This window comes from Pseudomonas sp. zfem005 (assembly GCF_032621735.1).
GTDB lineage: Bacteria > Pseudomonadota > Gammaproteobacteria > Pseudomonadales > Pseudomonadaceae > Metapseudomonas > Metapseudomonas solani.
This window is the reverse complement of the sequence record NZ_JAVYJE010000005.1, coordinates 374,674-399,545: the sequence shown is the minus strand read 5'-3', so window position 1 is coordinate 399,545 and position 24,872 is coordinate 374,674. Positions and strand designations below refer to the sequence as shown.

The window sequence follows — 24,872 nt, the reverse complement described above, 5'->3', positions numbered from 1 at the left end:
TGCACCTCTCGAAAAGCAGGCGGTCCCGGGGCGCGGGGTGTCCGAGTCCCTGCACGCGGCCGGCCGATGGCCGACCGCGCGCGGTCCCCGGGACGCCTGTAAGTACCGCAGTGGAAACCCTAGAGGTAGGTGGTGGTCAGGCGGATCTCCGCCTCCGTCAGGTCCTTGGGCGGCGGCGTCGGGTCGATGCCTACCAGGCGGGCGATGTTGTTGCCCAGGTAGTCCTCGAGGTGGTTCTCGTCGATGCCCAGCCCCTGCGGGGCGGGTGAGCAGAGCACCTCCAGCTCGCGCAGCCACATGCCCGGTTCGTTCGGCGGCGAGTCGGTGCCGAAGACGATCTTGTGGCGCGGCAGCTCCTTGGCGAACTCGACGATGCGCGACTGGAAGCACCAGCCCGACTCGCAGTACACGTTGGGCGTGTCCATCGCCATCCAGAAGGCCTCGAAGGAGTAGTTGCCGCCGGTCTGGATGCCGAAGTGGCCGATGATGAAGTTCACCATCGGGAACTCGCGGATGATCGGGTAGAACATGGTCGGGATGGTGTAGGGCCCGTCACCGGTGTGGATCAGCACCACGATGTTGTACTTGGCGCAGACCTTCATCGCCGGGCGCAGCCAGTCCAGGGCGCGGTCCGGGCGGTAGCCGTGCATGTTGGCGTGCAGCTTGAGCATCTTGAAACCGTATTCCTTGACGTGGAATTCCAGCTCCGCCGCACCGTTTTCCGGGCCCCAGCGCGGGTTGAAGGTGAAGTTGCCGATGAAGCGGTCGGGGTAGTTCACGCACAGCTCGGCGATGTACGACATGTAGTCGCGCACGCCTTCGCGGCCGCGGCGGTTGCCGTCGCGGTAGCCGGTGTTGCCCGGCGGCGGCTGGATGAAGCCCATGTCGATGCGGCGCGGCTTGCCGTTGATCATGTAGGGGCCGTCCATCAGCTTGAGCATGCGCTCGCCGGTGAAGGGCGTGCCGGTGTGGCGCCAGGCCTCGTCGACCAGGTTGGTGGGGTGCAGGTGGGTGTCGATGATCATCGCATCAGCTCCTGGCCAGTTGCGTGGTGACGGGGCTCTTCAGCAGCGCCTCGGCTTCGGCGAGGCTGCGCGGCGGCGGGGTCGGCTCCAGGCCGATCATCCGGGCGGTGTTGTTGCCGAGGTAGTCCTCGAGGGTGTCCTCGTCCAGGTCCAGCCCCTGGGGCGGCTCCATGCACAGCACCTCCAGCAGGCGCAGCCACATGCCCGGCTCGTTGGGCGGGGTGTCGGTGCCGAAGAGGATCTTGTGGGTCGGCAGGACCTTGGCGAACTCGACGATGCGCGATTGCAGGCACCAGCCGGACTCGCAGTAGACGTTGGGCAGCTCCATGGCCCACTGCATGGGCTCGAACACGTAGACGCCACCGGTCTGCACGCCGAAGTGCGCCATGATGAAGTCGACGTTGGGGAACTCCTTGATCATCGGCACCCACTCGGAAGGGATGCTGTAGGGGCCGTCACCGGTGTGCAGCTTCACCGGCACGCCCAGCTCGGCGCATTTCTCGAAGGCCGGGCGTACCCAGTCCAGGGCGCGGTCCGGGCGGTAGGCATGCATGTTGGCCTGCATCTGGACCATCTTGAAGCCGTGCTCGGTGACGTAGCGTTCGATGGCCTCGACGCCGTTCTGCACGCCGCAGCGGGGGTTGTAGACGAAGCAGCCGATGAAGCGGTCCGGGTAGGTCTGGACCATCTTCAGGGTGTAGGCCATGTAGGCGTCGATGGATTCGCGGCCCGACAGCTCGCCGTCGGTCCAGGTGTAGATGGTGTTGCCCTGGGGCGGCTGGATGAAGGCCTTGTCGATGCGGCGCGGTTTGCCGTTGACCAGATAGGGGCCATCCATCATCTCCAGCAGGCGCTCGCCGGTGAAGGGGTCACCGTCGTGCCTCCAGGCGAGGTCCACCAGATCGGTGGGGTAGCAACTGATATCGATGATCACAGTTCGATCTCCTGATAGTGCGGGGAAGGAAGACCTTCCGGTTCGCAACAGATCGACCTGTGCAATGGCCATTGCTAGGTGCCTCGCAGCACCTTCCCGCGCCTCTTGCAGGGCGCACAGGACCTGAGCTGTCGCTTGGTCCGCAGTATTGGGAGGGGGCTCGAAGCGCGACCAATACTATTTGGCCGCTGGGTTGATATGCGCTGGATATCGGCCCCGCAAGGGAATGATTTGCAAGGGGTTATCCACAGCGCCGCCTCCGCGTTGGGCACGAATTCACCGCGCAAGTGGCCTCTGTAGGATGGGTAGAGCTCCGCGAAACCCATCAATGCGGCGCGCCAGGAATAACTACGTGCCGTGCCCGACTCCGCCTGGTGGATGAAAAAGCGCCATCCACCCTACGCAGCGGTCATGTCCGTGCAGCGCCGCCGCTTTTCCTGTGAGCGAATTCATTCGCGATCGGGTTTTCCCTATGGCTCGGTGCTCAGGCTCCGCCAGCATGGGTTTCGCTCCGCTCTACCCATCCTACGAACGCATTGCTCCGCCGCAGGATGGGGCGCGATCGGGCTTCCAGGTATTCACCCGATCGCCTCGAACGTTCTCGCCGCCATTTCGCGGATGGCGGCGATCATCGGCGCGACCTTCTCGCCACCGCCGTGGGGCCAGAGGGCGTAGAGGTTGTAGTGCGCGGGAATGCTGGTGCGGGTCAGGCGCACCAGGCGGCCTTCGCGCAGGGCATCGGCGGCCAGCAGGCCGCGCACCAGCCCCACGCCGGTGCCGGCCTCGGCGGCGGCCAGCAGGTTGGCGACGTTGTCGAACACCATCACCGCCGCGGGCTCGGTGGGCTCCAGGCCGGCGGCGTCGAGCCAGGGAATCCACGAGCGCCGCGAGTAGCCCAGCAGCGGCAGCCTGAGCACCTCGGCCGGCTCGATGGGCGCCACCAGGCCATGGCGTTGCAGCAGCGCCGGGGAGACGACGGGGGTGACGCGGTCGTCGCAGAGGGGGGCGAACTCGCAGTCCTGCCACTCGCCGTAGCCGTAGCGCAGGCTCAGGTCGACGCGCTCGAACGCCTGGCGCTCCAGGCGCGGCATGGACAGGAAGAGGATCTCGCGGCCGGGGAACAGCTCCAGCAGCGCCGGCAGGCGGGCGTTGAGCCAGCTCTGCGCCAGCTCGGCATCCACGTCCAGGGTCAGGCGCCGGGGCAACTCGCGGTGGCTCACCGAGGACAGCGCCTTGTCGATCTGCATCAGGCCGTCGGCGAGCATCCCGGCGAACAGCTGGCCGGCGTCGGTGAGGCTGCTGCGGCCCTTCTCGCGAAGGAACAGCGGCTGCCCGACGAACTCCTCCAGCGTGCGGATCTGCTGGCTCACGGCGCTGTGGCTGAGGTCCAGGTCGCGGGCGGCCTGGGAGAAGCTGCCGGTACGGGCGGCCTGGAGAAACGCGCTCATCGACTGCAGCGACGGGTATCGCTTGTACATGGCTGTAAGTCCTGCTTACACGGGTTGGCGGAAATCGTCGCTGGCTGGCGCCACAGCTCCCACCCACTATGGGGCGGCACGACTACACGCGAATTCTCGCCTCAGTTCAAGGAGCGCCCGGCATGATCGAGATCGTGGTGAACGGTACAGGCCATCAGTTGGAAGACACGCTGGCGTCAACGCCCTTGCTCTGGGTCCTGCGCGACCGCCTGTACCTGACCGGCACCAAGTTCGGTTGCGGCGGTGGTTTCTGCGGCGCCTGCACGGTGCACCTGGACGGCACGCCGATCCGCTCCTGCCAGTTCCCCCTGGCGGCTGCAGCGGGGCATGCGATCACCACCATCGAAGGGCTTTCCGCCGAGGGCGACCACCCGCTGCAACTCGCCTGGGTCGAGGAGGACGTGCCCCAGTGCGGCTACTGCCAATCCGGCCAGTTGATGTCGGCGGCGGCATTGCTGGCCTCCGGCACCGCCATCGACGACGACACCATCCGCTCGGCCATGGCCGGCAACATCTGCCGCTGCGGTACCTACCCGCGCATCAGCAAGGCCATCAAGCGTGCCGCCGCAGCACAGGGGGACGCCACATGAGCCTGGCCCGGCCGCTGGCGCGGCGCACCTTCCTCAAGCATTCGGCGACCCTGGCCTCGGGCCTGGCCATCGGCTTCCACCTGGGCGGCGCCCAGGCCGGGCGCGAACTCGGCACGGCCGCCGGGGCCACGGCGCCCTTCGAGCCCAACGCCTGGGTGCGGGTGCTGGCCGACGGCACCGTGAGGATCGTGGTGCACAAGCACGACTCCGGCACCGGCACCCACACCGCGCTGGCCGCCTGCGTCGCCGAGGAACTGGACCTGGACCCGCTGGAGGTGCAGGTCATCACCCCCGAGAACCCCTTCTTCGAGGCCTACCGGCACCCGCTGTGGAAGGTGTTTTCCACCGGCGGCAGCACCAGTGTTTCCCTGGAGTACGGGCGCCTGCGCGAGGCCGGCGCCACCGCGCGCACCCTGCTGGTGGAGGCCGCGGCGCTGCGCTGGGGCGTGGCGCCCAGTGATTGCACCACCCGGGGCGGGCAGGTGCTGCATGCCGCCAGTGGCCGCCGCGCGGGCTACGGAGAGCTGGCCGACGCCGCCGCGCAATTGCCGGCGCCGAAGGAGGTGAAGCTCAAGGACCCGGCGCAGTTCCGCTACATCGGCAAGCTGCGCCACAAGCGCCACGCGGCGGACAAGGTGCGCGGGCGCTTCGAGTACGGCATCGATGCCCGGGTGCCGGGCATGTGGGTGGCGGTGGTGCAGCGCAGCCCGGTGGTCAACGGCCGGGTGGCGAGGATCGACGACAGCGCGGCGCTGAAGGTGCCCGGCGTGCACCGGGTCATCCGCATCCCCGCGCAGGACAAGGTGCTCGGCGGCAACCAGGAGGGCGTGGCGGTGCTCGCCGACGACTACTGGGCCGCCAAGCTGGGGCGCGCCGCGCTGGTGGTGGAGTGGCAGGGCGGCCTGGCGGATTTCGACAGCGAGCAGCTGGCCGCAACCCAGGCCAAGGCGCTGGAAGCCGCCGGCGCCGCGCCGGTGCCGACGCTGCAGGCCGGTGACGCCGCTGCGGCCCTGGGCGGTGCCGGGCGGGTGATCAAGGCCGACTACCGCATGCCCGGCAAGATGCAGAACCCCCTGGAGCCGGTGTGCATCATCGCCTGGCTCGATGCGGGCGGGATCACCTTCAAGGGCGGCGTGCAGGTGCCGTCCTTCGCCATGGAGGCGGCCGAGCTGATCTGCGGCCTGCCACCGGAAAAAGTGCACATCGACGAGATGGTTTCCGGCGGCAGCTTCGGCGCGCGGGAGGCCAAGTACTGGCTGTTCGAGGTCGCCTACCTGGCCGCCCAGGCCAAGGTGCCGGTGAAGCTGATGAACAGCCGCGAGGACGAGATGCGCGCCCTCTACGGCCACCCCGCCACCCTGCACCGCCTGGAAGGGGCGCTGGATGGCGAGGGCGCCCTGCAGGCCCTCAGGCTGCGCGCGGTGTCCCCGGCCTCGCCGGAGATGTGGGAGCCGGGCTACTTCGAGCGCCCGGACCACATGGACTACAGCACCACCGAGGCCATCTCCGCCTTCGACTTCGCCTACCGCGCGCCGCACCTGGACCTGGCCTGGCTGCGCCACGAGAGCGGCGTGCCCAGCGGCTGGTACCGCTCGGTGAGCTTCATCCCCAACGTCTTCGCGGTGGAAAGCTTCATGGACGAGCTGGCCCAGGCCGGCGGCCGCGATCCGCTGGATTTCCGCCTGGCGCACATGCACGAACGGCCGCGCCACGTGGAGGTGCTGCGCACCGCGGCCAAGCGCGCCGGCTGGGGCCGCGCGGCGGGGGCGGATTCGGCCCTGGGCATCGCCACCAATCAGGGCTACGGCAGCTTCATCGCGGTGATCGCCCAGGTGGCCCGGCGCAACGGCACGGTGCAGGTGGAGCGCCTCACCTGCGTGGTGGATTGCGGCCTGGCGGTGTCCCCCGGCGGGGTGGAGGAACAGCTCCAGGGCGGGCTGATGTGGGGGCTCGGCCATGCGCTGTTCGACCGCCTCGACATCCGCCAGGGCCAGGTGGTGCAGAGCAACTTCCACGACTACCGGGTGGCGCGCATGTCGGACATGCCGGCGCTGGACATCCAGGTGCTCGAAGGCGCGCGGGACAAGCCCGGCGGCATCGGCGAGCTGGCCAGCCCGGCGGTGGCGCCGGCCATCGCCAACGCGGTGTTCCGGCTCACCGGCAAGCGCCTGCGGGACACGCCGCTGGCGCTGGATGGCCTGGGCTGAACGGAGTGGATTGAACGGCTTGCGGAGGCTGCATGGACCTACGACTGCTGCGCTATTTCTCGGTGCTCGCCGATGAACTGCACTTCGGCCGTGCGGCCACCCGGCTGCACATGTCGCAACCGCCCCTGAGCCAGCAGATACGCCTGCTGGAGGAATCCCTGGGCACCCGCCTGTTCGAGCGCAGCCACCACCGGGTGGAGTTGACCGAGGCCGGCCGCACCCTCAAGCAGCAGGTGCCGCTGGTGTTCGAGCAGTTGAACCGCGCGCTCGACCTCACCCGCCAGACCGCCCGTGGCCAACTGGGCGAGCTGGAGATCGGCATGATCAGCTCGGTGATGGTCGGCGTGCTGCCCAAGGCGTTGCACCGCTTCCGCACCCGCTACCCGGACGTGCGCTGGCGCCTGCACGAGATGACCCCGGCGGCGCAGCTGGTGGCGCTGAAGGAGCACCGCATCGACGTCTGCGTGTTCCGCGTCGGCCATGACGACCCCGGCCTGCGCAACGAGCTGCTGCTCTACGAACCCCTGCGCGCGGTGCTGCCGGCGGAGCACCCGTTGGCCCAGCGCGCGACCTTGGCGCCCGTCGACCTGGCGGGGGAGTTCTTCGTGACCCTGGAGCTGAACCAGTCGAGCTTCGCCAATTTCCTCGTGCAGTGCTGCGTACAGGTGGGCTTCAGCCCGCTGATCCTGCAGCAGGTGATCGAGGTGCAGACGCTGCTCGGGCTGGTCCAGGCGGGGTTCGGCGTGGCGCTGCTCCCGGCTTCGCTGGAGCAGCTGGCGCCGGCCGGGGTGGTGTTCCGCCGCCTGCAGCCGCCCCTGCCGGAGGTGCCGCTGTACGCCATCTACCGGGCGGGGGATGACTCGGCGGTGCTGCAGCGCTTCCTTGAAACCCTGCGCGAACAGAGCGCCACCGAGCGGCCGTTGCCGGCCTGACGTCTAGCGGGCCAGCCACTCCAGCATGCCCAGCCCCGCGCGTCGGCCGCTGGCGAAGCAGGCGGTGAGCAGGTAGCCGCCGGTGGGGGCTTCCCAGTCGAGCATCTCGCCGGCGCAGAACAGGCCGGGCAGGGCCTTGAGCATCAGGTTGGCGTCGAGGGCTTCGAAGGGCACGCCGCCGGCGGAGCTGATGGCTTCGTCCAGCGGGCGCGGGCGCACCAGGGTGATGGGCAATGCCTTGATGGCGGCGGCCAGGCGCGCCGGGTCGGTGAACACCTCGGCCGGGGTGAGCTCGCGCAGCAGCCCGGCCTTGACCCCGTCGATACCCAGCTGGCTGTGCAGATGCTTGGCCATGGAGCGCGCGCCGCGGGGCTTGGACAGGGCCTTGATGACCTTCTCCAGCGGGTGGTTGGGCAGCAGGTCCAGGTGCACCGTGGCGCTGCCGTCGCGGGCGATGCGCTGGCGGATGCGTGCCGACAGCGCATAGACCAGGCTGCCCTCGATGCCGCCGGCGGTGAGCACGAATTCGCCCGGGCGTGGCGGCTCGTCGTCCAGGCGCAGGGCCACGGTCTTCAGCGGCGCACCGGCGAACTTGTCCTTCAGCAGTGGGCTCCAGCCTTCCACCTCGAAGCCGCAGTTGGCCGGTTGCAGCGGGGCGATGGCGACGCCACGGCCTTCCAGCAGCGGCACCCAGGTGCCGTCCGAGCCCAGGCGCGCCCAGCTGCCGCCACCCAGGGCGAGCAGGGTGGCGCGGGCCTCGATGCTGCGCTCGCCCTCCGCCGTGGCGATGCGCAGGTCGCCCTGTGCGTCCCAGCCCAGCCAGCGGTGGCGGGTGTGGATGGCCACGCCCGCTTCGCGCAGGCGCTTGAGCCAGGCGCGCAGCAGCGGCGCGGCCTTCATGTCGGTGGGGAAGACACGGCCCGAGGTGCCGACGAAGGTGTCGATGCCCAGGCCGTGGATCCACGCGCGCAGCTCTTCGGCGCCGAAGCCGTGCAGCAGCGCGGCCACATCGTCGCGGCGTTCGGCATAGCGGGAGAGGAAGGCGTCGCTGGGCTCGGAATGGGTGATGTTCATCCCGCCGACACCGGCCAGGAGGAACTTGCGGCCCACCGAGGGCATGGCGTCGTAGAGGTCGACCCGCACGCCGGCGAGCGCCAGGGTTTCGGCGGCCATCAGGCCGGCGGGGCCGCCACCGATGATGGCGACGGGGAGGGGATTCTGGGTCATGGCGGGCTTGGCGAGGTTGGGCTGGCGCGCATTCTAGCGCAGGCCTCGCCAGCGGGCATGGGCGCCGCACGGGGCGGCGCCCGGCGGGCTCACTGCTGCTGGCGCAGTTGCGGCTCGGCCTGCGGTTGTTGCGAGTGCTGCTGCTCGACACGGGCCTGGGCGGCCTTGGCCCGCTCCACGTATTGCTGGTAGGCGGGGATGGCGATGGCGGCCAGGATGCCGATCACGAACAGCAGCGCGACGCCGCCCGCCAGGCCGATCAGCCAGGCGCTGCCCTTGGTGCGGCCGTACTTGGCGTTCCAGGTCTGGTCGCTGGTGCAGAAGAACACGATGGTCTCGATCAGCGAGATCAGGCTGGGGATGCCGGTGACCCAGAACAGCAGGTAGAACAGCCCCCACCACTGGCCCAGGTAGAAACGATGGAAGCCGAGGCCGCCGAAGAAGAACGCGAGCACGCCGGCGGTGATCTTGCTCTTGGAGTTCAGGTTCTGGTCAGCGTGGCAGCGCGGGCAGGCCTGCGCGGTGGGCGCGATGGCGGCCCCGCAGTTGCGGCAGAACACGCTTTCCGCTTCGAGGTTGGCGCTGGGTGCCTGGTAGGCATGGACTTCCATGGGGGATCCTTGTGAGGGGAAAAGCGGCGACTCTAACAGTGGCTGGAAATGACTGTCAGCAGGTGGTCATGACTAGGTGAAGGCCGCGTGGATTGTGCTATGGGGGAGCGGCGGTGTTGTAAGGAGGAGGTTAGGAGCGAGTTGCGATTGGGGTGTTGGAGTTAGGTGTATTCGGTCGGCCGAAGCGGAACGCCGCCCGGCCCACCTTACGCGCACCCTGCGCCTACACAACAGTCACTCTGTGCCGGTTCCAGGTTCAGACGAGGCCCATGCTGTGCCAGACGCGGGCGGCGCTGTGGTGGAGGATGCCGTGGCGGCGGGCGAGGGCTGCGCGGTCCTTGCTGTAGCCGCCGCCGATGACGCCGACCACGGGGATGTCGCGGCCCAGGCAGTGGCGCATCACCGCTTCGTCGCGGGCGGCGACGCCGGCATCGGTGAGTTGCAGGTAGCCCAGGGCGTCGTCCTTGTGCACGTCGACGCCGGCGTCGTAGAGCACCAGGTCGGGCTGGTAGAGCGGCAGCAGGTAGTTCAGCGCGTCGTCCACCACCTTGAGATAGTCCCCATCGCCCATGCCCATCGGCAGGGGGATGTCCCAGTCGCTCTCGGCCTTGCGTGCGGGGAAGTTCTTCTCGCAGTGCAGGGAGACGGTGATGGCGTCGGGCGTGTCGGCGAGGATGCGCGCCGTGCCGTCGCCCTGGTGCACGTCGCAGTCGAAGATCAGCACGCGCCCGACCCGGCCGGCCGCCAGCAGGTAGCGGCTGATCACCGCCAGGTCGTTGAAGATGCAGAAGCCCGCCGGGAAGTCGTAGTGGGCGTGGTGGGTGCCGCCGGCCAGGTGGCAGGCGAGGCCGTGCTCCAGGGCCAGTTCGGCGGCCAGCACCGAGCCGCCCACCGCGCGGATGGTGCGCCGGGCCAGGGCCTCGCTCCAGGGCAGGCCGAGGCGGCGCTGGTCCTCGTGGGCCAGCTCGCCCTGCAGGTAGCGGGCGATGTAGTCGGGGCAGTGGGCGAGGGCGAGGACCTCCGCCGGGCACAGCTCGGGGCGCAGCAGCTGCTCGTCGCGGACCAGCCCGCTGTCCACCAGGTGGTCGCGCAGCAGGCGGAACTTCTCCATGGGGAAGCGGTGCCCGTCGGGGAAGGGCGGGCTGTAGTCGTCGTGGTAGACCAGCGGCAAAGGCATAATGCGGAGCTGTTTTTTCGTCGGCCGGGTCGCAGAGAGTAACGCGGCGGCTGTCCATCTCGTAAGCACCGTCACCCTTGGAGGAACCGGCAATGCCCCTCGAACTGCAGACCCCGCGCCTGTTGCTGCGCGCCTGGCGCGACGACGACCTCGATCCCTTCGCCGCGCTCTGCGCCGACCCCGAGGTGATGCGCTACTTCCCCGGCACCCAGAGCCGCGAGGAGGCTGCCGCGCTGATCCAGCGCGCCCACGCCGCCGAGCACGGCTTCGGCCTCTGGGCCCTGGAGCGCAAGGACAACGGCGAGTTCATCGGCTTCACCGGGCTGGGCAAGGTCGGCTTCGAAGCGCCCTTCACCCCCGCCACCGAGATCGGCTGGCGCCTGGCCCGTGCCCACTGGGGCCAGGGCTACGCCAGCGAGGCGGCGCGCGCGGCCCTGGCCTGCGCCTTCGACACCCTGCAGCTGGCCCAGGTGGTGGCCTTCACCGTGCCGGCCAACAGGGCCTCCAGCGCGGTGATGGAGCGCATCGGCATGACCCGTGACGAAGCCGGCGACTTCGAGCACCCGAAGGTGGCAGTCGGTCACCCGCTGCGCCGCCACATCCTCTACCGCATCCACCGCCAGGATTGGCTGGAGCGGCCATGAGCGATGAGGCCCATGCGCACCACGCGGATCAGGCATCGCCCGGCGAGCGGTGGAGTCGGCATCGGCTGTTATTTCGACGATGCGGTGCACGAATTGCTCGGACTTGCCGACAGCCGCTGGCAAAGTCTTTACCATTTCACCCTTGGCCGCGCCCGCTGGGATGAGCGCCTGACGACGGCACCGGCCTATCCTGAATGAACTCGACCCCGACCCTGAACGGGGCAGCCGCCTTGCAGAGGAGATACCCCACATGACCCAGGTGCTGGATGATCTGGTCGCCTTGCTGAGCCTCGAATCCATCGAGGAGAACCTCTTCCGTGGCACCAGCCAGGACCTGGGCTTCCGCCAGCTGTTCGGCGGCCAGGTGCTCGGGCAGTCGCTGTCGGCGGCCAGCCAGACGATGGAAGAGGAGCGCCACGTGCACTCCATGCACGGCTACTTCCTGCGCCCGGGCGACGCCACCCTGCCGGTGGTCTACACCGTGGACCGGGTGCGCGACGGCGGCAGCTTCAGCACCCGGCGGGTGACGGCGATCCAGAAGGGCCAGCCGATCTTCACCTGCAGCGCCTCGTTCCAGGCCGATGAAAACGGCTTCGAGCACCAGATCACCATGCCCCAGGTGCCCGGGCCGGAGAACCTGCCCTCGGAGCTGGAGATCACCCGGCAGAACGCCCACCTGATTTCCGAGCGCATGCGCGACAAGTTCCTCTGCGACAAGCCCATCGAAATCCGCCCGGTCACCGCCAACAACCCCTACGACCCCAAGCCCGGCGAGCCGATCAAGTACGTCTGGTTCCGCGCCGACGGCAACCTCCCGGACATCCGCGCCCTGCACAAATACGTGTTGGCCTATGCCTCGGACTTCGGCCTGCTGACCACCGCCATGCTGCCCCACGGGGTTTCGGTGTGGCAGAAGTTCATGCAGGTGGCCAGCCTCGACCACTCGCTGTGGTTCCACCGCGACCTGCGCGCGGACGACTGGCTGCTGTACTCCATGGACAGCCCCTGGTCCGGCAACGCCCGCGGCTTCTCCCGCGGCAGCATCTTCAACCGCGCCGGCCAGCTGGTGGCCTCGGTGGCCCAGGAAGGCCTGACCCGCGTGCGCGAAGACTGGAAGTAACTCCCCGCGCCGGCCCGTAGGAGCGAGCTCTGCTCGCGAAGCGCTCCGCCGGGTGGGCCATGGCGTAGCGCCCGACTCCGCTGGTGGACATAAAAAGCGATGTCCACCCCGAAATGCCCCGGTGCCGCACGGCGAGCGGGCTCGCGTAGGGTGGATGACGCTCTTTTCATCCACCAATCGGTGTTCCCGGCCTGCACCCTGGGCGAGTTTTGCACCGCATGGGTTTCGCTGCGCTCTACCCATCCTACGTGTGCCTTGCAGGTGCTTCGTAGGATGGGTAGAGCCGTGCGAAACCCATCACCTCGGTATCCCCAGGCGTCCCCACGGCCGGCCTCAGGACAACTGCTGCTTCAATGCCTCGCTCTGGCCGAGGACGCGGGGCATGTCTTCGTAGCGGATCCACCATTGGCCTTGCCATTCCATGAGGTTGACCTGGTGGTGGCCCTGCCATTTCAGCAGGCGGCGACGGGGCTGGTGGTCGGGCGTGCGTTGGCCGTCGAGGAGGGCGGGGAGCACTTCCTGGGTGATCCACTGGCGCAAGCTGCGGTTTTCCGGGTGGTAGAAGTTCACCAGCAGCAGGCTGTGCAGGCCGCTTTCGTTCACCAGCAGCTCGTCGGTGAATTGCCCGGCCTCGTGGCGCAGGGTTTCCTGGCGCCACTGGTCGGCGTCGAGCTTGGCGGTGAGGCGCATGTCCAGGCGGCTGTTGGTGAGGCGGGCGAGGTCGCGGCAGCAGAACCAGGGCAGGCCGTCGATCAGCACGACGTTGAGGGGGCGGCGGTAGCGGATGAAGCGCGTGGCGATGCGGTAGTCAGTCATGGCGCACCTCCGGGGTGGAGGGGCGGCAGGTGATGCGCTGTTGCGACTGGATGGCTCGCATGTTCCAGAACTCCTGTGCTGGACGTGGAGCCGCCACCGATTGGAAGGGTGGCGGACCGTGCGAGGGTAGAGCCCGGTCTGCTTGTGCGTGAACCGGAGGGTTTGCACCCACCTCGCACAGTCCGCCATAGACTGCCAGCCCGACGATTTTCAGGCTCGTGGGGCTGCTATGGCGTGTGTGCTGCACCAGCAAGTACGGGGCTCTACTCCCGGTCATGACCAAGGCCATGACGGGGCGAGAAGCTACCCAGCGGCTTTGTAGGACGGCAATGCAGTTGTCATGTAGGGATCGGCCTGCAGTCCACTCCCCGTCATTTGTTTATCCCGCTGTAAGACCCTGAGTGAAATATTTCCAACGAGTCGATGTTATTAGGCGATTTGCTGTAGGAGAATCCGCTCAAGTCTTTATTGCCAATCGCAATTTAAACCCGTCCGAACAGTGCTAATGCGTTTAAAAACGCATACTGGCTATTTGCTCTTTATTTCGTAAGTAAAACGCTATTTATTCTTCCTCTTATTTCCTACAAGGCCCTGAAAGCCGCGCCAATACATAGGTTTGAAGCCCTGTAGGCCCTGTGATGGCACGTTGCGCCAGCGTGCTGGCACCTTCAGCTTTTTGAACGCCGCCGAATTTCTACTACGGTCCCATTCATTGGTACGCAAGTGCTCGTGGAGTCTTGGGTGTTGTAGGAGTTTTCATAATGAACCGCGCTCAGTTTTTGATTTCGTCCCTGGTGCTTCTGCCTCTGTCGTCGTCTCTGGAGGCCGCGGGGACGGTCCAGGGGCAGTTGGGTATACAACTCGTGATCGGCGCCGGCTGCACCGTGAACAACGGCAGCAACAACGGCAGCGCGAACACGTTCGGCAGCATCGCCTTCGGCACCTATCCCAGCCTGAACAGCATCATCGAGGCCCAGTCCGTGGGGGCTTCGGCGGGCAGTTCGTTCGGCGTGACCTGCACCACCGGCACCAACTATTCGGTGGCGCTGGATTCGGGCCTGCATGCCACCGGCAACCAGCGCAACATGAGTGCCGGCGCCACCGATGTGATCGCCTACAACCTCTATAAGGAGGCGGCGCGCACCACGCTCTGGGGCAACGGCAGCAACGGCGGCACGGCCCTGGCCGCCACCGGCACCGGCGCCAACCAGGAGCTGGTGGTGTATGGCCGCGTACCGCCGCAGACGACACCCGCCACCGGCACCTACACCGATACCGTCCAGGTGACCATCACCTGGTAAGCGTTGTGACCGGGCCCGGCGCCCGGCAATGACCACTGCGACACGGAAGTAAGACTCACAGCCAGGAACCGCCATGGTCTGCCATTGCGACAGCAAGTGGATGTGGCTGGTGCTGATGGTTTCGACGACGGTCTGTCCGTCGATCCATGCCGCCAGCAAGAGCGCCACCATCGGAATAGCCGCTGAAGTCCTGCCGGCCTGCAGCGCCGGCAGCACGGTACCGGCGACCCTCGGCCAGTTCGGCACCCTGGATTTTGGCACCCACTTCAACCTCGCCGCGCAGGTCACCGTGGTCGGCACGGCGGGAGCCGGTGCACTGCGGGTCAACTGCCTGACCAGCACCCCCTATCGCGTACTGATCAGCGCCGGCGGCAGCGGCAACGTCAATGCCCGCCGCATGACCGGGCCCTCGGCGGCCCAGGTCAGCTACAACCTCTACACCTCCGCCACCTACGCAACCGTGTGGGACAACAGCATCGGCGTCACCGGCACCGGCAACGGCCAGGACCAACTGCTGCCGGTGTACGGCCGCGTGCCGGTGCAGGCCGCGCCGCTGTCGGGCACCTACACCGACACCGTCACCGTGACGGTGAGCTGGTGATGTTGCGCCGGCCCCTGGTCGCCAGCCTGGCCCTGCTGCCGGGCCTGGGCTGCTTCGCCGACACGGGCCTCAACGAGCTGCAGATCACCCAGCTGTTCGAGATCAAGGCGGCGGTGACCGCCGGCTGCATCCTGGGCAGCGGCAGCAGCGACGTGACCACCTACGGCAGCATCAACTTCGGCCAGGTCAGCACCCTGCCCAGCGACGTGACGCGGGTCAGCACGGTGGGCAACGGCTCCATCCAGTTGCAGTGCACACCCGGCACCTCGCTGAGCATCGCCCTCAACGCCGGGCTCAACACCGCCAGCGTCACCGGCGGCCGCTACATGATCAAGGGCGCCGAGACCCTGCGTTACCAGCTTTACAAGGACGCCGGCTACAGCGCCGTGTGGGGGGATGGCAGCAACGGCGCCACGGCCATGAGCCTGACCTACAGCGCCACCAGCGGCACCCAGTCCTACCCGGTGTATGCGCGGCTGTTCGCGGTGGCGACCATGCCCAGCGCCGGGATCTACAACGACACGGTGACCGTCACCGTGACCTATTGAGAAGGGGAAGCCCATGCACCGAACCGCCCTAGGACATGGCCTGCGCACCGGCGTCATCGCCGCCTTGCTGGGGCTGGGCCTGACGGCGGCGAACACGGCCATGGCGGCGAGCTCGGTGCTGATCTGGCCGATCAACCCGACCATCGAGGCCGAACAGAAGGCCGCCGCGCTGTGGCTGGAGAACCGTGGCCAGCAACCCGTCGACCTGCAGGTGCGGGTGATGACCTGGCGCCAGGGCAACTTCGACGACCAGCTCGACGCCCAGCGCACCATCATCGGCAGCCCGCCGGTGGTGACCATCGCCCCGGGCAAGCGACAGATGATCCGCCTGATCGCCACCCAGCCGGCGCCGGCCGGCACCGAACAGGCCTACCGGGTGCTGGTGGACGAGATGCTGCGCCCGGATGCCCAGGTGGACCCGCAGCTGGGGGTGAAATTCCAGATGCGCTATTCGGTGCCGCTGTTCGTGTTCGGCGGTGGCGCGGGGCCGGAGCCGGTGAGCGGCGCCAAGCCCCGCGAGGGGGTGCAGATCCTGCAGCCCAGGCTCAGCTACCAAGTGCGCCAGGAAGGAGGCAGGCGCTACCTGTTCCTGAGCAACCAGGGGCCGGCCCATGCCCGCCTGTCCAAGGTGTCGGTGCGCCAGGGGGGCGCCAGCACACTGATCGCCGACGGCCTGCTGGGCTACGTGCTGCCTGGGGCGCAGATGCGCTGGCAACTGCCGGAGCGGGCGCCGAGCGGCAATTTCGTGCTGGAGGCGCGGATCAACGAGCAGGCCGAGCCTCAGCCGATACCGGCCCATTGAACAGCGGCCGGGCGACTGCCGAAGGATGGCGCGTATTGGGGGCAACGGGCGCAACACAACGGCATGGGCATGGCGCCTGTGGGGCGGGCTGCTGCTCGTCCTGCTGCTGGGCGGGGCGCCCTGGGCGGCCGAGCCCAACCCACCGCCCGCCGACGCCGCTGCTGCGCCCGCCGACTCGGGCGCGGTGCCGGGGGAATACACCCTCTACCTGGAGCTGGTGGTCAACGAGATGCCCACCGACAAGGTGGTGCTGGTGATCGTCCGTGATGGCCGCTATTGGGTCGAGTCCGAGGACCTGCGCGGCGCTGGGGTGCGCCTGCCCGAGGGCGCCAGCGGGCCCCAGGCGCTGGATGCCATCGAAGGCCTGGGCAGCGAATACGACCAGGAACTACAACGCCTGAAGCTGACGCTGCCCAGCGAATGGCTGCCGCGCCAGGAGGTGGGCGACACCAGCGTGTACGCGCGCACCCCGGCCCGCGCCGACTTCGGCGCGCTGTTCAACTACGACCTCTACTACACCGACAGCGATGCCGGGCAGCGCTACGCCAGCACCTGGCTGGAGCAGCGCCTGTTCGGCAGCCGCGGCACCCTGGGCAATACGGGCGTGTACCGCAAGAGCTTCGGCGACAGCGAGGGCGAGGGGGACGGCTACGTGCGCTACGACACCCTGTGGACCCTCAACGACCAGGAGAGCCTGCGCACCTTGCAGGTGGGCGACCTGGTCACCGGGGCGCTGACCTGGAACAGCGCGGTGCGGGTGGGCGGCGTGCAGGTGTCGCGTAACTTCGGCCTGCGCCCGGACCTGGTCACCTACCCCCTGCCGCGCTTCAGCGGCGATGCCGCGGTGCCGAGCACGGTGGACCTGTTCATCAACAATGCGCGGGTCAGCAGCGACGACCTGCAGCCCGGCCCCTTCACCGTGAGCAACGTGCCCTACATCAGCGGCGCGGGCACCGCCACGGTGGTGACCACCGACGCACTGGGGCGCCAGGTGTCCACCGACGTGCCCTTCTACGTGACCAACACGCTGTTGCAGAAGGGCCTGTACGACTACTCCCTGGGTGTGGGCAAGCTGCGCGAAGACTACGGCGTGAAGAGCTTCGCCTATGGCAGCACGGTGAGCAGCGGCACCTTCCGCTACGGCATCAGCGACGCCTTCACCCTGGAGAGCCACGCCGAGCTGGGCGAGGAACTGCGCCTGGGCGGGCTCGGCGGCACCTTCGGCCTGGGCAACTGGGGCACCCTCGGCACTTCGTTTTCCCAGAGCACCTATGAGGGCCTGCGCGGCCATCAGGCCAGCCTCGGCTACAGCTATTACTCGCCGCTGTTCGGCTTCGCCTTCCAGCGTGTGCAGCGCAGCTCGGGCTTCGTCGACGTCAGCCAGGTGAGCGCCCTGGAGCTGGGCCGCGAGGAACTGGGCCTGGCGCGGCGCACCGACCAGGTGACCTTCTCGGTGAGCCCGGAGGAGATCGGCAGCCTCGGCATCGGCTACTTCGCCAGCGAGACCCGCAGCGGCGAGCGCACCCGCGTGCTGAACTTCTCCTGGTCGCGCAGCCTGTGGGCCAACAGCAGCCTGTATGTGTCGATGAACCGCGAGTTGGGCACCTCGGGCTACTCGGCGCTGGTGCAGCTGATCATGCCGTTCGACATGCTCTCCACCTTCAGCGCCAGCGTCGAGCGCGACACCAACGGCAAGTACCGCGAGCGGGTCAACTACGGGCGCACCGCACCGAGCCAGGGCGGCGTCGGCTACAACCTCAGCTATGCCGCCGGTGGCGGCCGCTACACGCAGGCCGACGTCACCTGGCGCACGCCTTATACGCAGATGCAGCTGGGCGTGTACGACAACGATGGCGAGCGCACCCAGTGGGGCGATATCAGCGGCTCGCTGGTGTGGATGGACGGCGGGGTGTTCCCCAGCAACCGCATCAACGACGCCTTCGTGCTGGTCAGCACCTCGGGCTTCGCCGACGTGCCGGTGAACTTCGAGCACCAGCTGCTGGGCTACACCGACAGCCGCGGTCACCTGCTGGTGCCCTGGGTGCCGTCCTACTACCGCGCCAATTACGAGATCGACCCCCTGGGCCTGCCGGGCAACGTGCGTATCCCGGATGTCTCCCAGGAGATTGCCGTGCACCAAGGCAGCGGCGCCCTGCTGGAGTTCCCCATGGCGCGGGTGGTGGCGGCGAGCATCCTGCTGATCGACGTGCGTGGCGAGGTGCTGCCGCGCGGCGCCATCGCCCGGGTCGAGGGGCGCGACCTGGAGGCCTATGTGGGCTGGGACGGGCTGGTGTATTTCGAGGGGCTGGAGCTGCGTAACGCGTTGCGCGTGGAGCTGCCCAACGGCAGCCACTGTGCGGTGACGGTGGAGCTGAAGAGCCTGGACGAGGAACTGGCGCAGATCGGCCCGCTGACCTGTCGCTGACCTGCACGAACGAGGAACGAGTCATGGATGCGAAGCGCAATATCCTCCCCCTGCTGCTACTGGCGCTGCTCTGGCTGGGTGCGGGGCGGGCGTGGGCGGCCTGCACCACGGTGAACCCGGCGGTGAGCCTGGGCAGCGTCAGCTCCTTCACCATGAACGCCTCGGCCCAGGGCAACCTGGGGGGCGCAGGGCTGACCTGCGCGACCTTCCTGTCCCTGCTGGCGGCCAACTATGTACAGGTGACGCTGCAGTCCACTGCGCCGGTGCTCAGCGATGGCAACGGCAACAGCATTCCGCTGAAGGTGTTCGTCACCAACGGCGGCGCCGAGATCACCCCCGGCTCCACGGTGCAGCTGAGCAGCCTGGCGGTGCTGGCGCTGCTGACCAATGCCAGCACCGGCATCAACCTGTACTTCCAGGCCCAGGCGGCCAATATTCCCGCCGGCACCTACACCACCAATGTGGTGTTCACCTGGCGCTACGCCATCTGCGAATCCGGCGTGCTCAACTCCTGCTCCTGGCAGCGCAGCCCCGGCGTCACCCAGAACTGCCCGCTCGGCCTCTGCGGCGCGCCCACCAACTGGGGCACCGGGGTGACCGCCACCAGCACCGTGACCATCGTAGTGACCAAGGCCTGTGCGCTGAACAGCTACCAGAACGTCGACCTCGGCAGCCAGGCGCTGGTCAGCCAGTTCGCCTCGGTGACCCGCGCCATCACCCTGACCTGCACCAGCGACGAGGGTTACCTGGTCAGCTTCGACAACGGCCAGAACTACCAGGCACCCTGGCGGCGCATGGCCAGCGGCGCCAACCGCCTGAGTTACAACATCTACTTCCCCAATACGACGACGGTGTGGACCACCACGCAGAACCTGTCGCAGAAAGGCACGGGATTGCTGCAGACGGTGAACTTCCAGGTGACCGTCGACCCCACGCAGGCCAACGTGCCGGTGGGTACCTACATCGACAACGTGACCCTGATCATCAACTACTGACGGGACGGTGTACCCTGGCGCGCTGTTCCCCGAACCGTCCGGAGTAGAGACATGGGCCTGGCGCAGTTCCGCCATTGGGTGTTCGACATGGATGGCACCCTGACGATTGCCGTTCACGATTTCGCCGCGATCCGCCGCGAGCTGGCGATTCCCCCGGAGGATGACATCCTCCATCACCTCGCCGCGCTGCCGGCGGAAGAGGCCCGTGCCAAGCACGCCTGGCTGCTGGAGCACGAGCGCGAGCTGGCGCTGAATGCACGCCCGGCGGCCGGTGCCGTGGAGCTGGTGCGCCACCTGCACGCATGCGGCGTGCGCCTGGGCATCCTCACCCGCAACGCCCGCGAGCTGGCGCTGCTGACGCTGCAGGCCATCGGCGTGGACGATTGCTTCGCCCCGGCCGACATCCTCGGCCGCGACGAGGCGCCGCCCAAGCCGCACCCGGGTGGCTTGCTGCACCTGGCCGAGCGCTGGGCCGTGGCGCCGGACGAGATGGTGATGGTGGGCGACTACCGCTTCGACCTCGACTGCGGCCGCGCCGCCGGCAGCGCCACGGTGCTGGTCAACCTGCCGGAAAACCCCTGGCCGGAGCTCACCGACTGGTACGCCGAGGATTGCGCGCAGCTGTTGCTGTTGGCGCGGTAATCGGGTGCGTGCCAAGACCGCAACCGCATGGGTTTCGCTTCGCTCTACCCATCCTACAAGGCACTCCCCCGTAGGATGGGTAGAGCCGTGCGAAACCCATCAAAGGCCCCGCACGGGGCGGGTGGCTACAGGTCCCGTGCGGTGAAGGTGTCGCAACGGTTGATGTCGCCGCGCTCGAAGCCGGTCTTGAACCAGCGCACCCGCTGGGCCGAGGTGCCGTGGGTGAAGGAGTCGGGCACCACCTGGCCGCGTGCCTGTTTCTGCAGGCGGTCGTCGCCGATGGCGTTGGCGGCGTTGAGGGCTTCTTCCAGGTCACCCGGCTCCAGCCAGTCCAGGCGTTTCTGCGCGTGGAAGGCCCAGACGCCGGCGAGGCAGTCGGCCTGGAGTTCCTGGCGCACCAGCAGGCCGCTGGCGCCCTCCATCTTCTGGCCCCGTTGGCGCGCGGCATTGACCTTGGCGGAGACGCCGAGCAGCGTCTGTACGTGGTGGCCCACCTCGTGGGCGATGACATAGGCCTGGGCGAAGTCGCCGGCGGCGGAGAAGCGCTGGGCCATTTCGCGGAAGAAGTCCAGGTCCAGGTACACCTGGCGATCGCCGGGGCAGTAGAAGGGGCCGACCGCCGAGGAGGCGAAGCCGCAGGCCGATTGCACGCCGCCGTTGAACAGCACCAGTTTCGGGTCCTGATACTGGCGGCCGCCCTGCTGGAAGATGGCCTGCCAGGTGTCTTCGGTATCACCGAGCACGGCGCGCACGAACTCCGCTTCCTGGTCGTCCCCCGGTGGCGCGCCGCTATGAGGAGGCGCGGTGGAGAGGCTGGCCTGGCCGGCGAGCTGGCCGAGGATGGTCAGCGGGTCTTCACCCATGAGCAGGCCGACCACCACCACCAGGGCGATGCCGCCCAGCCCGATGCTCTTGCCGCCGCCGAGGCGCATGCCGCCACTGCCGCTGCCGCGCGCATCCACCACGTTGTCGCTGCGTCTCGCCCGTTGCCAGCGCATGTGCCGATCCTTGATCTTGTCGAGGCATTGAGTGTCGTAGCTGGCGGCGGGGTGCGCCAGCCCGGTCGTCAGCCGAGGCGGCCCGGCTCCGGCAGCAGGCGCGCTTGGGCCAGCAGTTGCACGGCGCCGCCGACCTGCACGCGGCCCTCACCGGTGACCTGTACATCCAGCCGGCTGGGGCGGCCGAGGAAACGCCCCTGGTTGAGGGCGAAGCCCTGCTCGCGGCGCTCCAGGCCCCGCTGTACCAGCCAGGCGGCGACCGGGCCGGCGGCACTGCCGGTGGCGATGTCTTCGACCACGCCGAGGGGGTCCCAGGTGCGGCCTTCGCGGGCGTCGACGTCGATGAGGAAGACGAAGGCCGCGCCTATGGCCGCCAGGTCGTCATCCAGCGGGCGTTGCTGGCGGGCATTGGCCAGCCCGGCGCCGGTCACCGGCAGCAGCAGGTAGGGCAGGCCGGTGCTGACCACCTGCGGCGGGTGGCGGCTGTCCCATTCGCTGCCGAACGCAGCGGCGAAGGCCTGGGCGGCACTGGCGTCCAGCTCGGCGCCGAACTCGGCGACGCCCTGGTCCATCTCGGCATAGAAGCCCTGGCCCTGGCGGCGGGTGGCCAGGGTGACGCGTTTGTCGCGCAGTTGCAGGGCCCATTCGGCGTGCTCGCCCGGGGCGTGCAGGTGGTGCAGCAGGGCGGCGGCGCCGAGGATCGGGTGGCCGGCGAAGGGCAGCTCCTCTTCCACGGTGAATACCCGCGCGGCGAACTCGCCGGGCTGGGCACCCGGCTCGAGGAAGATCGACTCGAACTGGCGCAGTTCCTGGGTCAGCGCCTGCATGGCGGCGGGCGACAGGCCCCGGGCGTCGGGGAACACCGCCAGGCCGTTGCCGGCCAGCACGCGTTCGGCGAATACATCGACTTGCCAGTAATCCATTGTTGTTCCTCGGAAACGCGCGCGGCCGCCCAGGGGCGGCCGCGCTGTGTGGGGTAGGGGAGCGCTAGTGTGCCGGATACTCGGCCAGCACGCTCTGCTGACCTTGCGCCGATACGCCGATCACCTGGTAGGCGTCCTGCATGCCGTCCATCTCCATGCCTGGCGAGCCCATGGGCATGCCCGGCACGGCGGCGCCGATCAGGTCCTTGCGCTCGCGCAGCTTGAGCACGTCGCTGGCCGGCACATGGCCTTCGACGAACTTGCCGTCGACCACGCCGGTGTGGCACGAGCCCAGGCCGTGGGGCACGCCGAGGCGGGTCTTGACCGAGGCCATGTCGCGCTCGACGTGGTCGTTGACCTGGATGCCGTTGTCCCGCAGGTGGCTGATCCAGGCCTTGCAGCAGCCGCAGTTGGGGTCGCGGTAGACGTCCATGGAAACGGTCTCCGCTGCCTGGGCGAAGAGGGGACCGAAGAGCAGGGAAGCGAGAAGGGCGCGGCGCATGGAGTAGCTCCTTGAAGTGGAATGGGCGACAGCTTATGCCTGTCGCCGCTGCGCTGCGCGCCGCGGCTGTTACGGGATGTACGCCGGTTGATATGGGTCAGTTTTCCCGGTTTCCGGGGACGCGTGCGTTGCCCTCGTAGGATGGGTAGAGCGGAGCGAAACCCATCAATGGGGCGCGCCAGGGAAAACGGCGTGCCGCTCCCGACCCCGCCTGGTGGAGGTAAAAAGCGACCTCCACCCGTACCGACCCTGTCCGCATGTTGGCTGGGCGGCCTCAAGGCGCCGGCCGTGCGGGGAAGTCCTTCAACAGCTCGGCCACGGCCTGGTCGAAGCCTTGCTGGGTGAGCTTGGGGTCGTGCAACTGGCGGCTGATCTGCGCTTCGAACAGCACCCGCTCGTCGAAGCCGTCGAGGATGCGCAGGGCGAGGCGGGCGCGTTCGTCCTGGGTCAGCTCGGTCTGGTTGTAGAGGGCGCCGCCGGGGGTGACCACCGGTCGCATGGTCACGCCTGGCTCCGGCGCCAGGCCCAGGGCGTAGATGATGGTCAGGTCGCTGCCGTGCTCCTGGTAGCGGTAGCCCTTGGCTTCCAGGGCCTTGTGCAGGGCGTTGTCGAAGCGTTCTTCCAGGTCCTGGCGGTGCCCCGGGGCACGCACCGGCTGGATGCTGAAGGTCATGTAGTGGCTGGTGCGCGCGGCCGGGGCGACGGTGACGCCGTCGTCGGGGGGCGCGGCGCAGGCGCCCAGCAGCATGGCGAGCAGCGGCAGGCTGAGGCGGGGCGGCAGCATGGGTGACTCCTTGGAATGGTCCTGGCTAGAGCCTAGCCGTGGCCCTGGCCCGGCGGCCCCGACCTTGCGATGGGTTGGGCGAACGAAACCCGCTGCGGTGGGTCTTTTGCAGATCGCTGCCGATCGGGAGGAGAAAGGCGATGCTACTTGCCCGGCTGATTCTGGTGGTCCAGATCCTGGTGTTCGCGGGTTTCGGCCTGGCCTACTGGTTCCGCCCCTACGAGATGGCCAACCTCAGCGGCATGCTGCTGATGGAAACCACCTCGGTAAGCAACGTGCGCGTCTACTACGGCGGCCTGCAGATCGGCCTGGCGCTGTTCCTGCTCTGGGCCCTGCGCGGCCGCGAGCTGATGCGCGCGGCGCTGATGATGCTGTTGCTGGTGCAGTCCGCCCTGGCCCTGGCGCGCATCGGTTCCCTATGGCTGGACGACGGCACCCTGCAGAACTTCGACATCAGCTCCCTGGCCTACAAGGTGGCCACTGCGCTGCTGGCCGGCGTAGCCCTGGTGCAGCTGGCGCGCTACCAGGAACCGGTGGCGGACACCGCGCTGATCGGCGACCTGGACGACGAGGTCAGCGAGCCGCTGCGCCGGGGCGGCATCCGCGAAGGGTTGGTGGAACGCATCGACGAAGCGGCACCGCTGCCGCCGGAAAGGCCCTGATACAGAGCCGTCGCACACGGGGCGACGGCCTGCCGGGCAGGCTTGGGAAACTTGCCTATCCTTTGGTTTTCAAGCCGATGACGGAGGCGGTCCCATGGATATAGAAGCCCTATTTTCCAACCTGCACACCTTGCCCAGCATTCCCAAGGTGGCGCAGGACCTGATCCAGCAATTCGATAGCCCGACCTCCAGCCTGGATGGCGTGGCGCGCAATATCGCCCTCGACCCGGTGATCGCCGCCAAGGTGCTGCGCCTGGCCAACTCCGCGCGCTTTCGCGGGGCGCGGGAGTCCACCAGCATCGAGGATGCGGCCATGCGCCTGGGCTTCAACACCTTGCGCACCCTGGTGATGGCTTCGGCCGTGACCGGCGCCTTCAAGGCCTCGCCGAATTTCGACCTCAAGGGCTTCTGGCTGCACAGCTTCCAGGTGGCGAGCATCAGCCGCCTGCTGGCCAAGCAGAAGGGTGTGGACCCGGACACGGCGTTCACCTGCGGGATGATGCATGACATCGGCGAACTGCTGATCCAGACCGGCGCCCCCGAGTTCGCCGAGAAGCTCAACAGCGGCAAGGGCGGGGCCACCGGGCGTGCCGCCAGCGAAACGCTGCAACTGGGGTTCGGCTACCCGGAAGTGGGCGCGGAGCTGGCGCGGCGCTGGCAGCTGCCGGCGGTGATCCAGCAGGCCATCGCCTACCAGGCGCGGCCGATGCAGGCGCCGGCCGATGCCTTGCTGCCGCGCATCCTGGCCCAGGCGGTGCTGGTCAGCGAGGCGCTGCAGGCCCATGGCGGCGCCACCGAGGAGGCGCGGCAATCCCTGGAAGGCCCGCTGGTGGAAGGCGTGGACCTAGACGCGCTGTTCGCGGCGTTGCCGGCGGTGCTGGAGGCGGACAAGGCCTTCGCCGAACTGCTCACCTGAAAACCGCCGCTT

Annotated in this window: 25 protein-coding genes and 1 pseudogene; 15 read left to right on the top strand and 11 right to left on the bottom strand. The window is 68.3% G+C overall.

Translation table 11 applies throughout. The features are described 5' to 3' along the window. Positions 1–119 precede the first annotated feature (119 nt). From RTW82_RS14060 to RTW82_RS14050, 3 genes are all read right to left on the bottom strand, one after another. A complete protein-coding gene (locus RTW82_RS14060) occupies positions 120–1,025 on the bottom strand; it encodes an amidohydrolase family protein (RefSeq protein WP_236209713.1) in 906 nt (301 codons plus the stop codon). Between the two features lie 4 nt (positions 1,026–1,029). Continuing rightward, the gene (locus RTW82_RS14055; protein WP_021217540.1) at positions 1,030–1,959 is read right to left on the bottom strand and encodes an amidohydrolase family protein; all 930 of its coding nucleotides are present in this window, start codon (positions 1,957–1,959) and stop codon (positions 1,030–1,032) included. A 578-nt stretch (positions 1,960–2,537) separates the two neighbouring features. Continuing rightward, positions 2,538–3,437, bottom strand: a complete 900-nt coding sequence (locus RTW82_RS14050; RefSeq protein WP_316925447.1) for a LysR substrate-binding domain-containing protein — start codon at positions 3,435–3,437, stop codon at positions 2,538–2,540. A 122-nt stretch (positions 3,438–3,559) separates the two neighbouring features. Here RTW82_RS14050 and RTW82_RS14045 point away from each other — a divergent pair, with 122 nt between their 5' ends. The 3 genes from RTW82_RS14045 to RTW82_RS14035 are packed head-to-tail and all read left to right on the top strand — an operon-like array spanning position 3,560 to position 7,166. After that, entirely contained in the window at positions 3,560–4,027 is a 468-nt protein-coding gene (locus RTW82_RS14045; RefSeq protein ID WP_043245040.1) for a (2Fe-2S)-binding protein, read from the top strand. Beyond that, positions 4,024–6,234, top strand: coding sequence for a xanthine dehydrogenase family protein molybdopterin-binding subunit (locus RTW82_RS14040; protein ID WP_316925446.1), 2,211 nt, complete (start codon positions 4,024–4,026; stop codon positions 6,232–6,234). Before RTW82_RS14045 ends, RTW82_RS14040 begins: the two co-directional genes overlap by 4 nt. Positions 6,235–6,266: 32 nt before the next feature. Then, the gene (locus RTW82_RS14035; protein ID WP_316925445.1) at positions 6,267–7,166 is read left to right on the top strand and encodes a LysR substrate-binding domain-containing protein; all 900 of its coding nucleotides are present in this window, start codon (positions 6,267–6,269) and stop codon (positions 7,164–7,166) included. A 3-nt stretch (positions 7,167–7,169) separates the two neighbouring features. Here RTW82_RS14035 and RTW82_RS14030 read toward each other — a convergent pair whose 3' ends face one another. The 3 genes from RTW82_RS14030 to RTW82_RS14020 form a co-directional block, all read right to left on the bottom strand. Further along, positions 7,170–8,393: a TIGR03862 family flavoprotein gene (locus RTW82_RS14030; protein ID WP_316925444.1), complete on the bottom strand. Its 1,224-nt coding sequence runs from the start codon at positions 8,391–8,393 to the stop codon at positions 7,170–7,172. Between the two features lie 89 nt (positions 8,394–8,482). Next, complete coding sequence (locus tag RTW82_RS14025; protein WP_316925443.1) at positions 8,483–9,004, bottom strand: NINE protein; 522 nt, start codon at positions 9,002–9,004, stop codon at positions 8,483–8,485. Between the two features lie 256 nt (positions 9,005–9,260). Continuing rightward, positions 9,261–10,181 carry a histone deacetylase gene (locus tag RTW82_RS14020; protein WP_316925442.1) on the bottom strand — a complete coding sequence of 307 codons (921 nt, stop codon included), beginning with the start codon at positions 10,179–10,181 and terminating at the stop codon, positions 9,261–9,263. Positions 10,182–10,273: 92 nt separating this feature from the next. On the opposite strand from RTW82_RS14020, the gene RTW82_RS14015 reads away from it, so the two are divergent. From RTW82_RS14015 to tesB, 3 genes and pseudogenes are all read left to right on the top strand, one after another. Then, positions 10,274–10,825 carry a GNAT family N-acetyltransferase gene (locus tag RTW82_RS14015; protein ID WP_316925441.1) on the top strand — a complete coding sequence of 184 codons (552 nt, stop codon included), beginning with the start codon at positions 10,274–10,276 and terminating at the stop codon, positions 10,823–10,825. A gap of 51 nt (positions 10,826–10,876) precedes the next feature. Continuing rightward, positions 10,877–11,023, top strand: a pseudogene (locus RTW82_RS14010) (hypothetical protein); the annotation flags it as partial. 52 nt (positions 11,024–11,075) lie between these two features. Then, on the top strand, positions 11,076–11,945 hold the full coding sequence (gene tesB, locus RTW82_RS14005) for an acyl-CoA thioesterase II (RefSeq protein ID WP_316925440.1): 870 nt from the start codon (positions 11,076–11,078) through the stop codon (positions 11,943–11,945). A 333-nt stretch (positions 11,946–12,278) separates the two neighbouring features. Here tesB and RTW82_RS14000 read toward each other — a convergent pair whose 3' ends face one another. Next, positions 12,279–12,761: a Bro-N domain-containing protein gene (locus tag RTW82_RS14000; RefSeq protein ID WP_021218835.1), complete on the bottom strand. Its 483-nt coding sequence runs from the start codon at positions 12,759–12,761 to the stop codon at positions 12,279–12,281. Positions 12,762–13,609: 848 nt separating this feature from the next. On the opposite strand from RTW82_RS14000, the gene RTW82_RS13995 reads away from it, so the two are divergent. The 7 genes from RTW82_RS13995 (at position 13,610) to RTW82_RS13965 (ending at position 20,075) form a co-directional block, all read left to right on the top strand. Continuing rightward, entirely contained in the window at positions 13,610–14,062 is a 453-nt protein-coding gene (locus RTW82_RS13995; RefSeq protein ID WP_316925439.1) for a spore coat U domain-containing protein, read from the top strand. A gap of 73 nt (positions 14,063–14,135) precedes the next feature. Then, a complete protein-coding gene (locus tag RTW82_RS13990; protein WP_265170474.1) occupies positions 14,136–14,663 on the top strand; it encodes a spore coat U domain-containing protein in 528 nt (175 codons plus the stop codon). Beyond that, on the top strand, positions 14,663–15,211 hold the full coding sequence (locus RTW82_RS13985; RefSeq protein ID WP_021218832.1) for a spore coat U domain-containing protein: 549 nt from the start codon (positions 14,663–14,665) through the stop codon (positions 15,209–15,211). The genes RTW82_RS13990 and RTW82_RS13985 overlap by 1 nt, the downstream gene beginning before the upstream one ends. Positions 15,212–15,224: 13 nt before the next feature. Further along, positions 15,225–16,013, top strand: a complete 789-nt coding sequence (locus RTW82_RS13980) for a molecular chaperone (RefSeq protein WP_410478797.1) — start codon at positions 15,225–15,227, stop codon at positions 16,011–16,013. Between the two features lie 25 nt (positions 16,014–16,038). Continuing rightward, a complete protein-coding gene (locus tag RTW82_RS13975; RefSeq protein ID WP_316925438.1) occupies positions 16,039–18,438 on the top strand; it encodes a fimbria/pilus outer membrane usher protein in 2,400 nt (799 codons plus the stop codon). Positions 18,439–18,461: 23 nt separating this feature from the next. Beyond that, a complete protein-coding gene (locus RTW82_RS13970; RefSeq protein WP_316925437.1) occupies positions 18,462–19,433 on the top strand; it encodes a spore coat U domain-containing protein in 972 nt (323 codons plus the stop codon). A 51-nt stretch (positions 19,434–19,484) separates the two neighbouring features. Further along, positions 19,485–20,075 (top strand): HAD family hydrolase, encoded by a 591-nt coding sequence (locus RTW82_RS13965; RefSeq protein ID WP_271660003.1) that lies wholly within the window; start codon positions 19,485–19,487, stop codon positions 20,073–20,075. A 125-nt stretch (positions 20,076–20,200) separates the two neighbouring features. Here RTW82_RS13965 and RTW82_RS13960 read toward each other — a convergent pair whose 3' ends face one another. The 4 genes from RTW82_RS13960 to RTW82_RS13945 form a co-directional block, all read right to left on the bottom strand. After that, the gene (locus RTW82_RS13960) at positions 20,201–21,073 is read right to left on the bottom strand and encodes a neutral zinc metallopeptidase (RefSeq protein ID WP_184492080.1); all 873 of its coding nucleotides are present in this window, start codon (positions 21,071–21,073) and stop codon (positions 20,201–20,203) included. A gap of 68 nt (positions 21,074–21,141) precedes the next feature. Then, positions 21,142–21,996, bottom strand: coding sequence for a PhzF family phenazine biosynthesis protein (locus RTW82_RS13955; protein WP_316925436.1), 855 nt, complete (start codon positions 21,994–21,996; stop codon positions 21,142–21,144). A 64-nt stretch (positions 21,997–22,060) separates the two neighbouring features. Next, positions 22,061–22,498: a DUF411 domain-containing protein gene (locus RTW82_RS13950; RefSeq protein ID WP_316925435.1), complete on the bottom strand. Its 438-nt coding sequence runs from the start codon at positions 22,496–22,498 to the stop codon at positions 22,061–22,063. 274 nt (positions 22,499–22,772) lie between these two features. Further along, on the bottom strand, positions 22,773–23,282 hold the full coding sequence (locus RTW82_RS13945; RefSeq protein WP_271660006.1) for a DUF4136 domain-containing protein: 510 nt from the start codon (positions 23,280–23,282) through the stop codon (positions 22,773–22,775). A gap of 140 nt (positions 23,283–23,422) precedes the next feature. On the opposite strand from RTW82_RS13945, the gene RTW82_RS13940 reads away from it, so the two are divergent. Next, complete coding sequence (locus RTW82_RS13940) at positions 23,423–23,944, top strand: DUF4345 domain-containing protein (RefSeq protein ID WP_021218823.1); 522 nt, start codon at positions 23,423–23,425, stop codon at positions 23,942–23,944. 94 nt (positions 23,945–24,038) lie between these two features. Next, complete coding sequence (locus RTW82_RS13935) at positions 24,039–24,860, top strand: HDOD domain-containing protein (RefSeq protein ID WP_021218822.1); 822 nt, start codon at positions 24,039–24,041, stop codon at positions 24,858–24,860. Positions 24,861–24,872 lie beyond the last annotated feature (12 nt).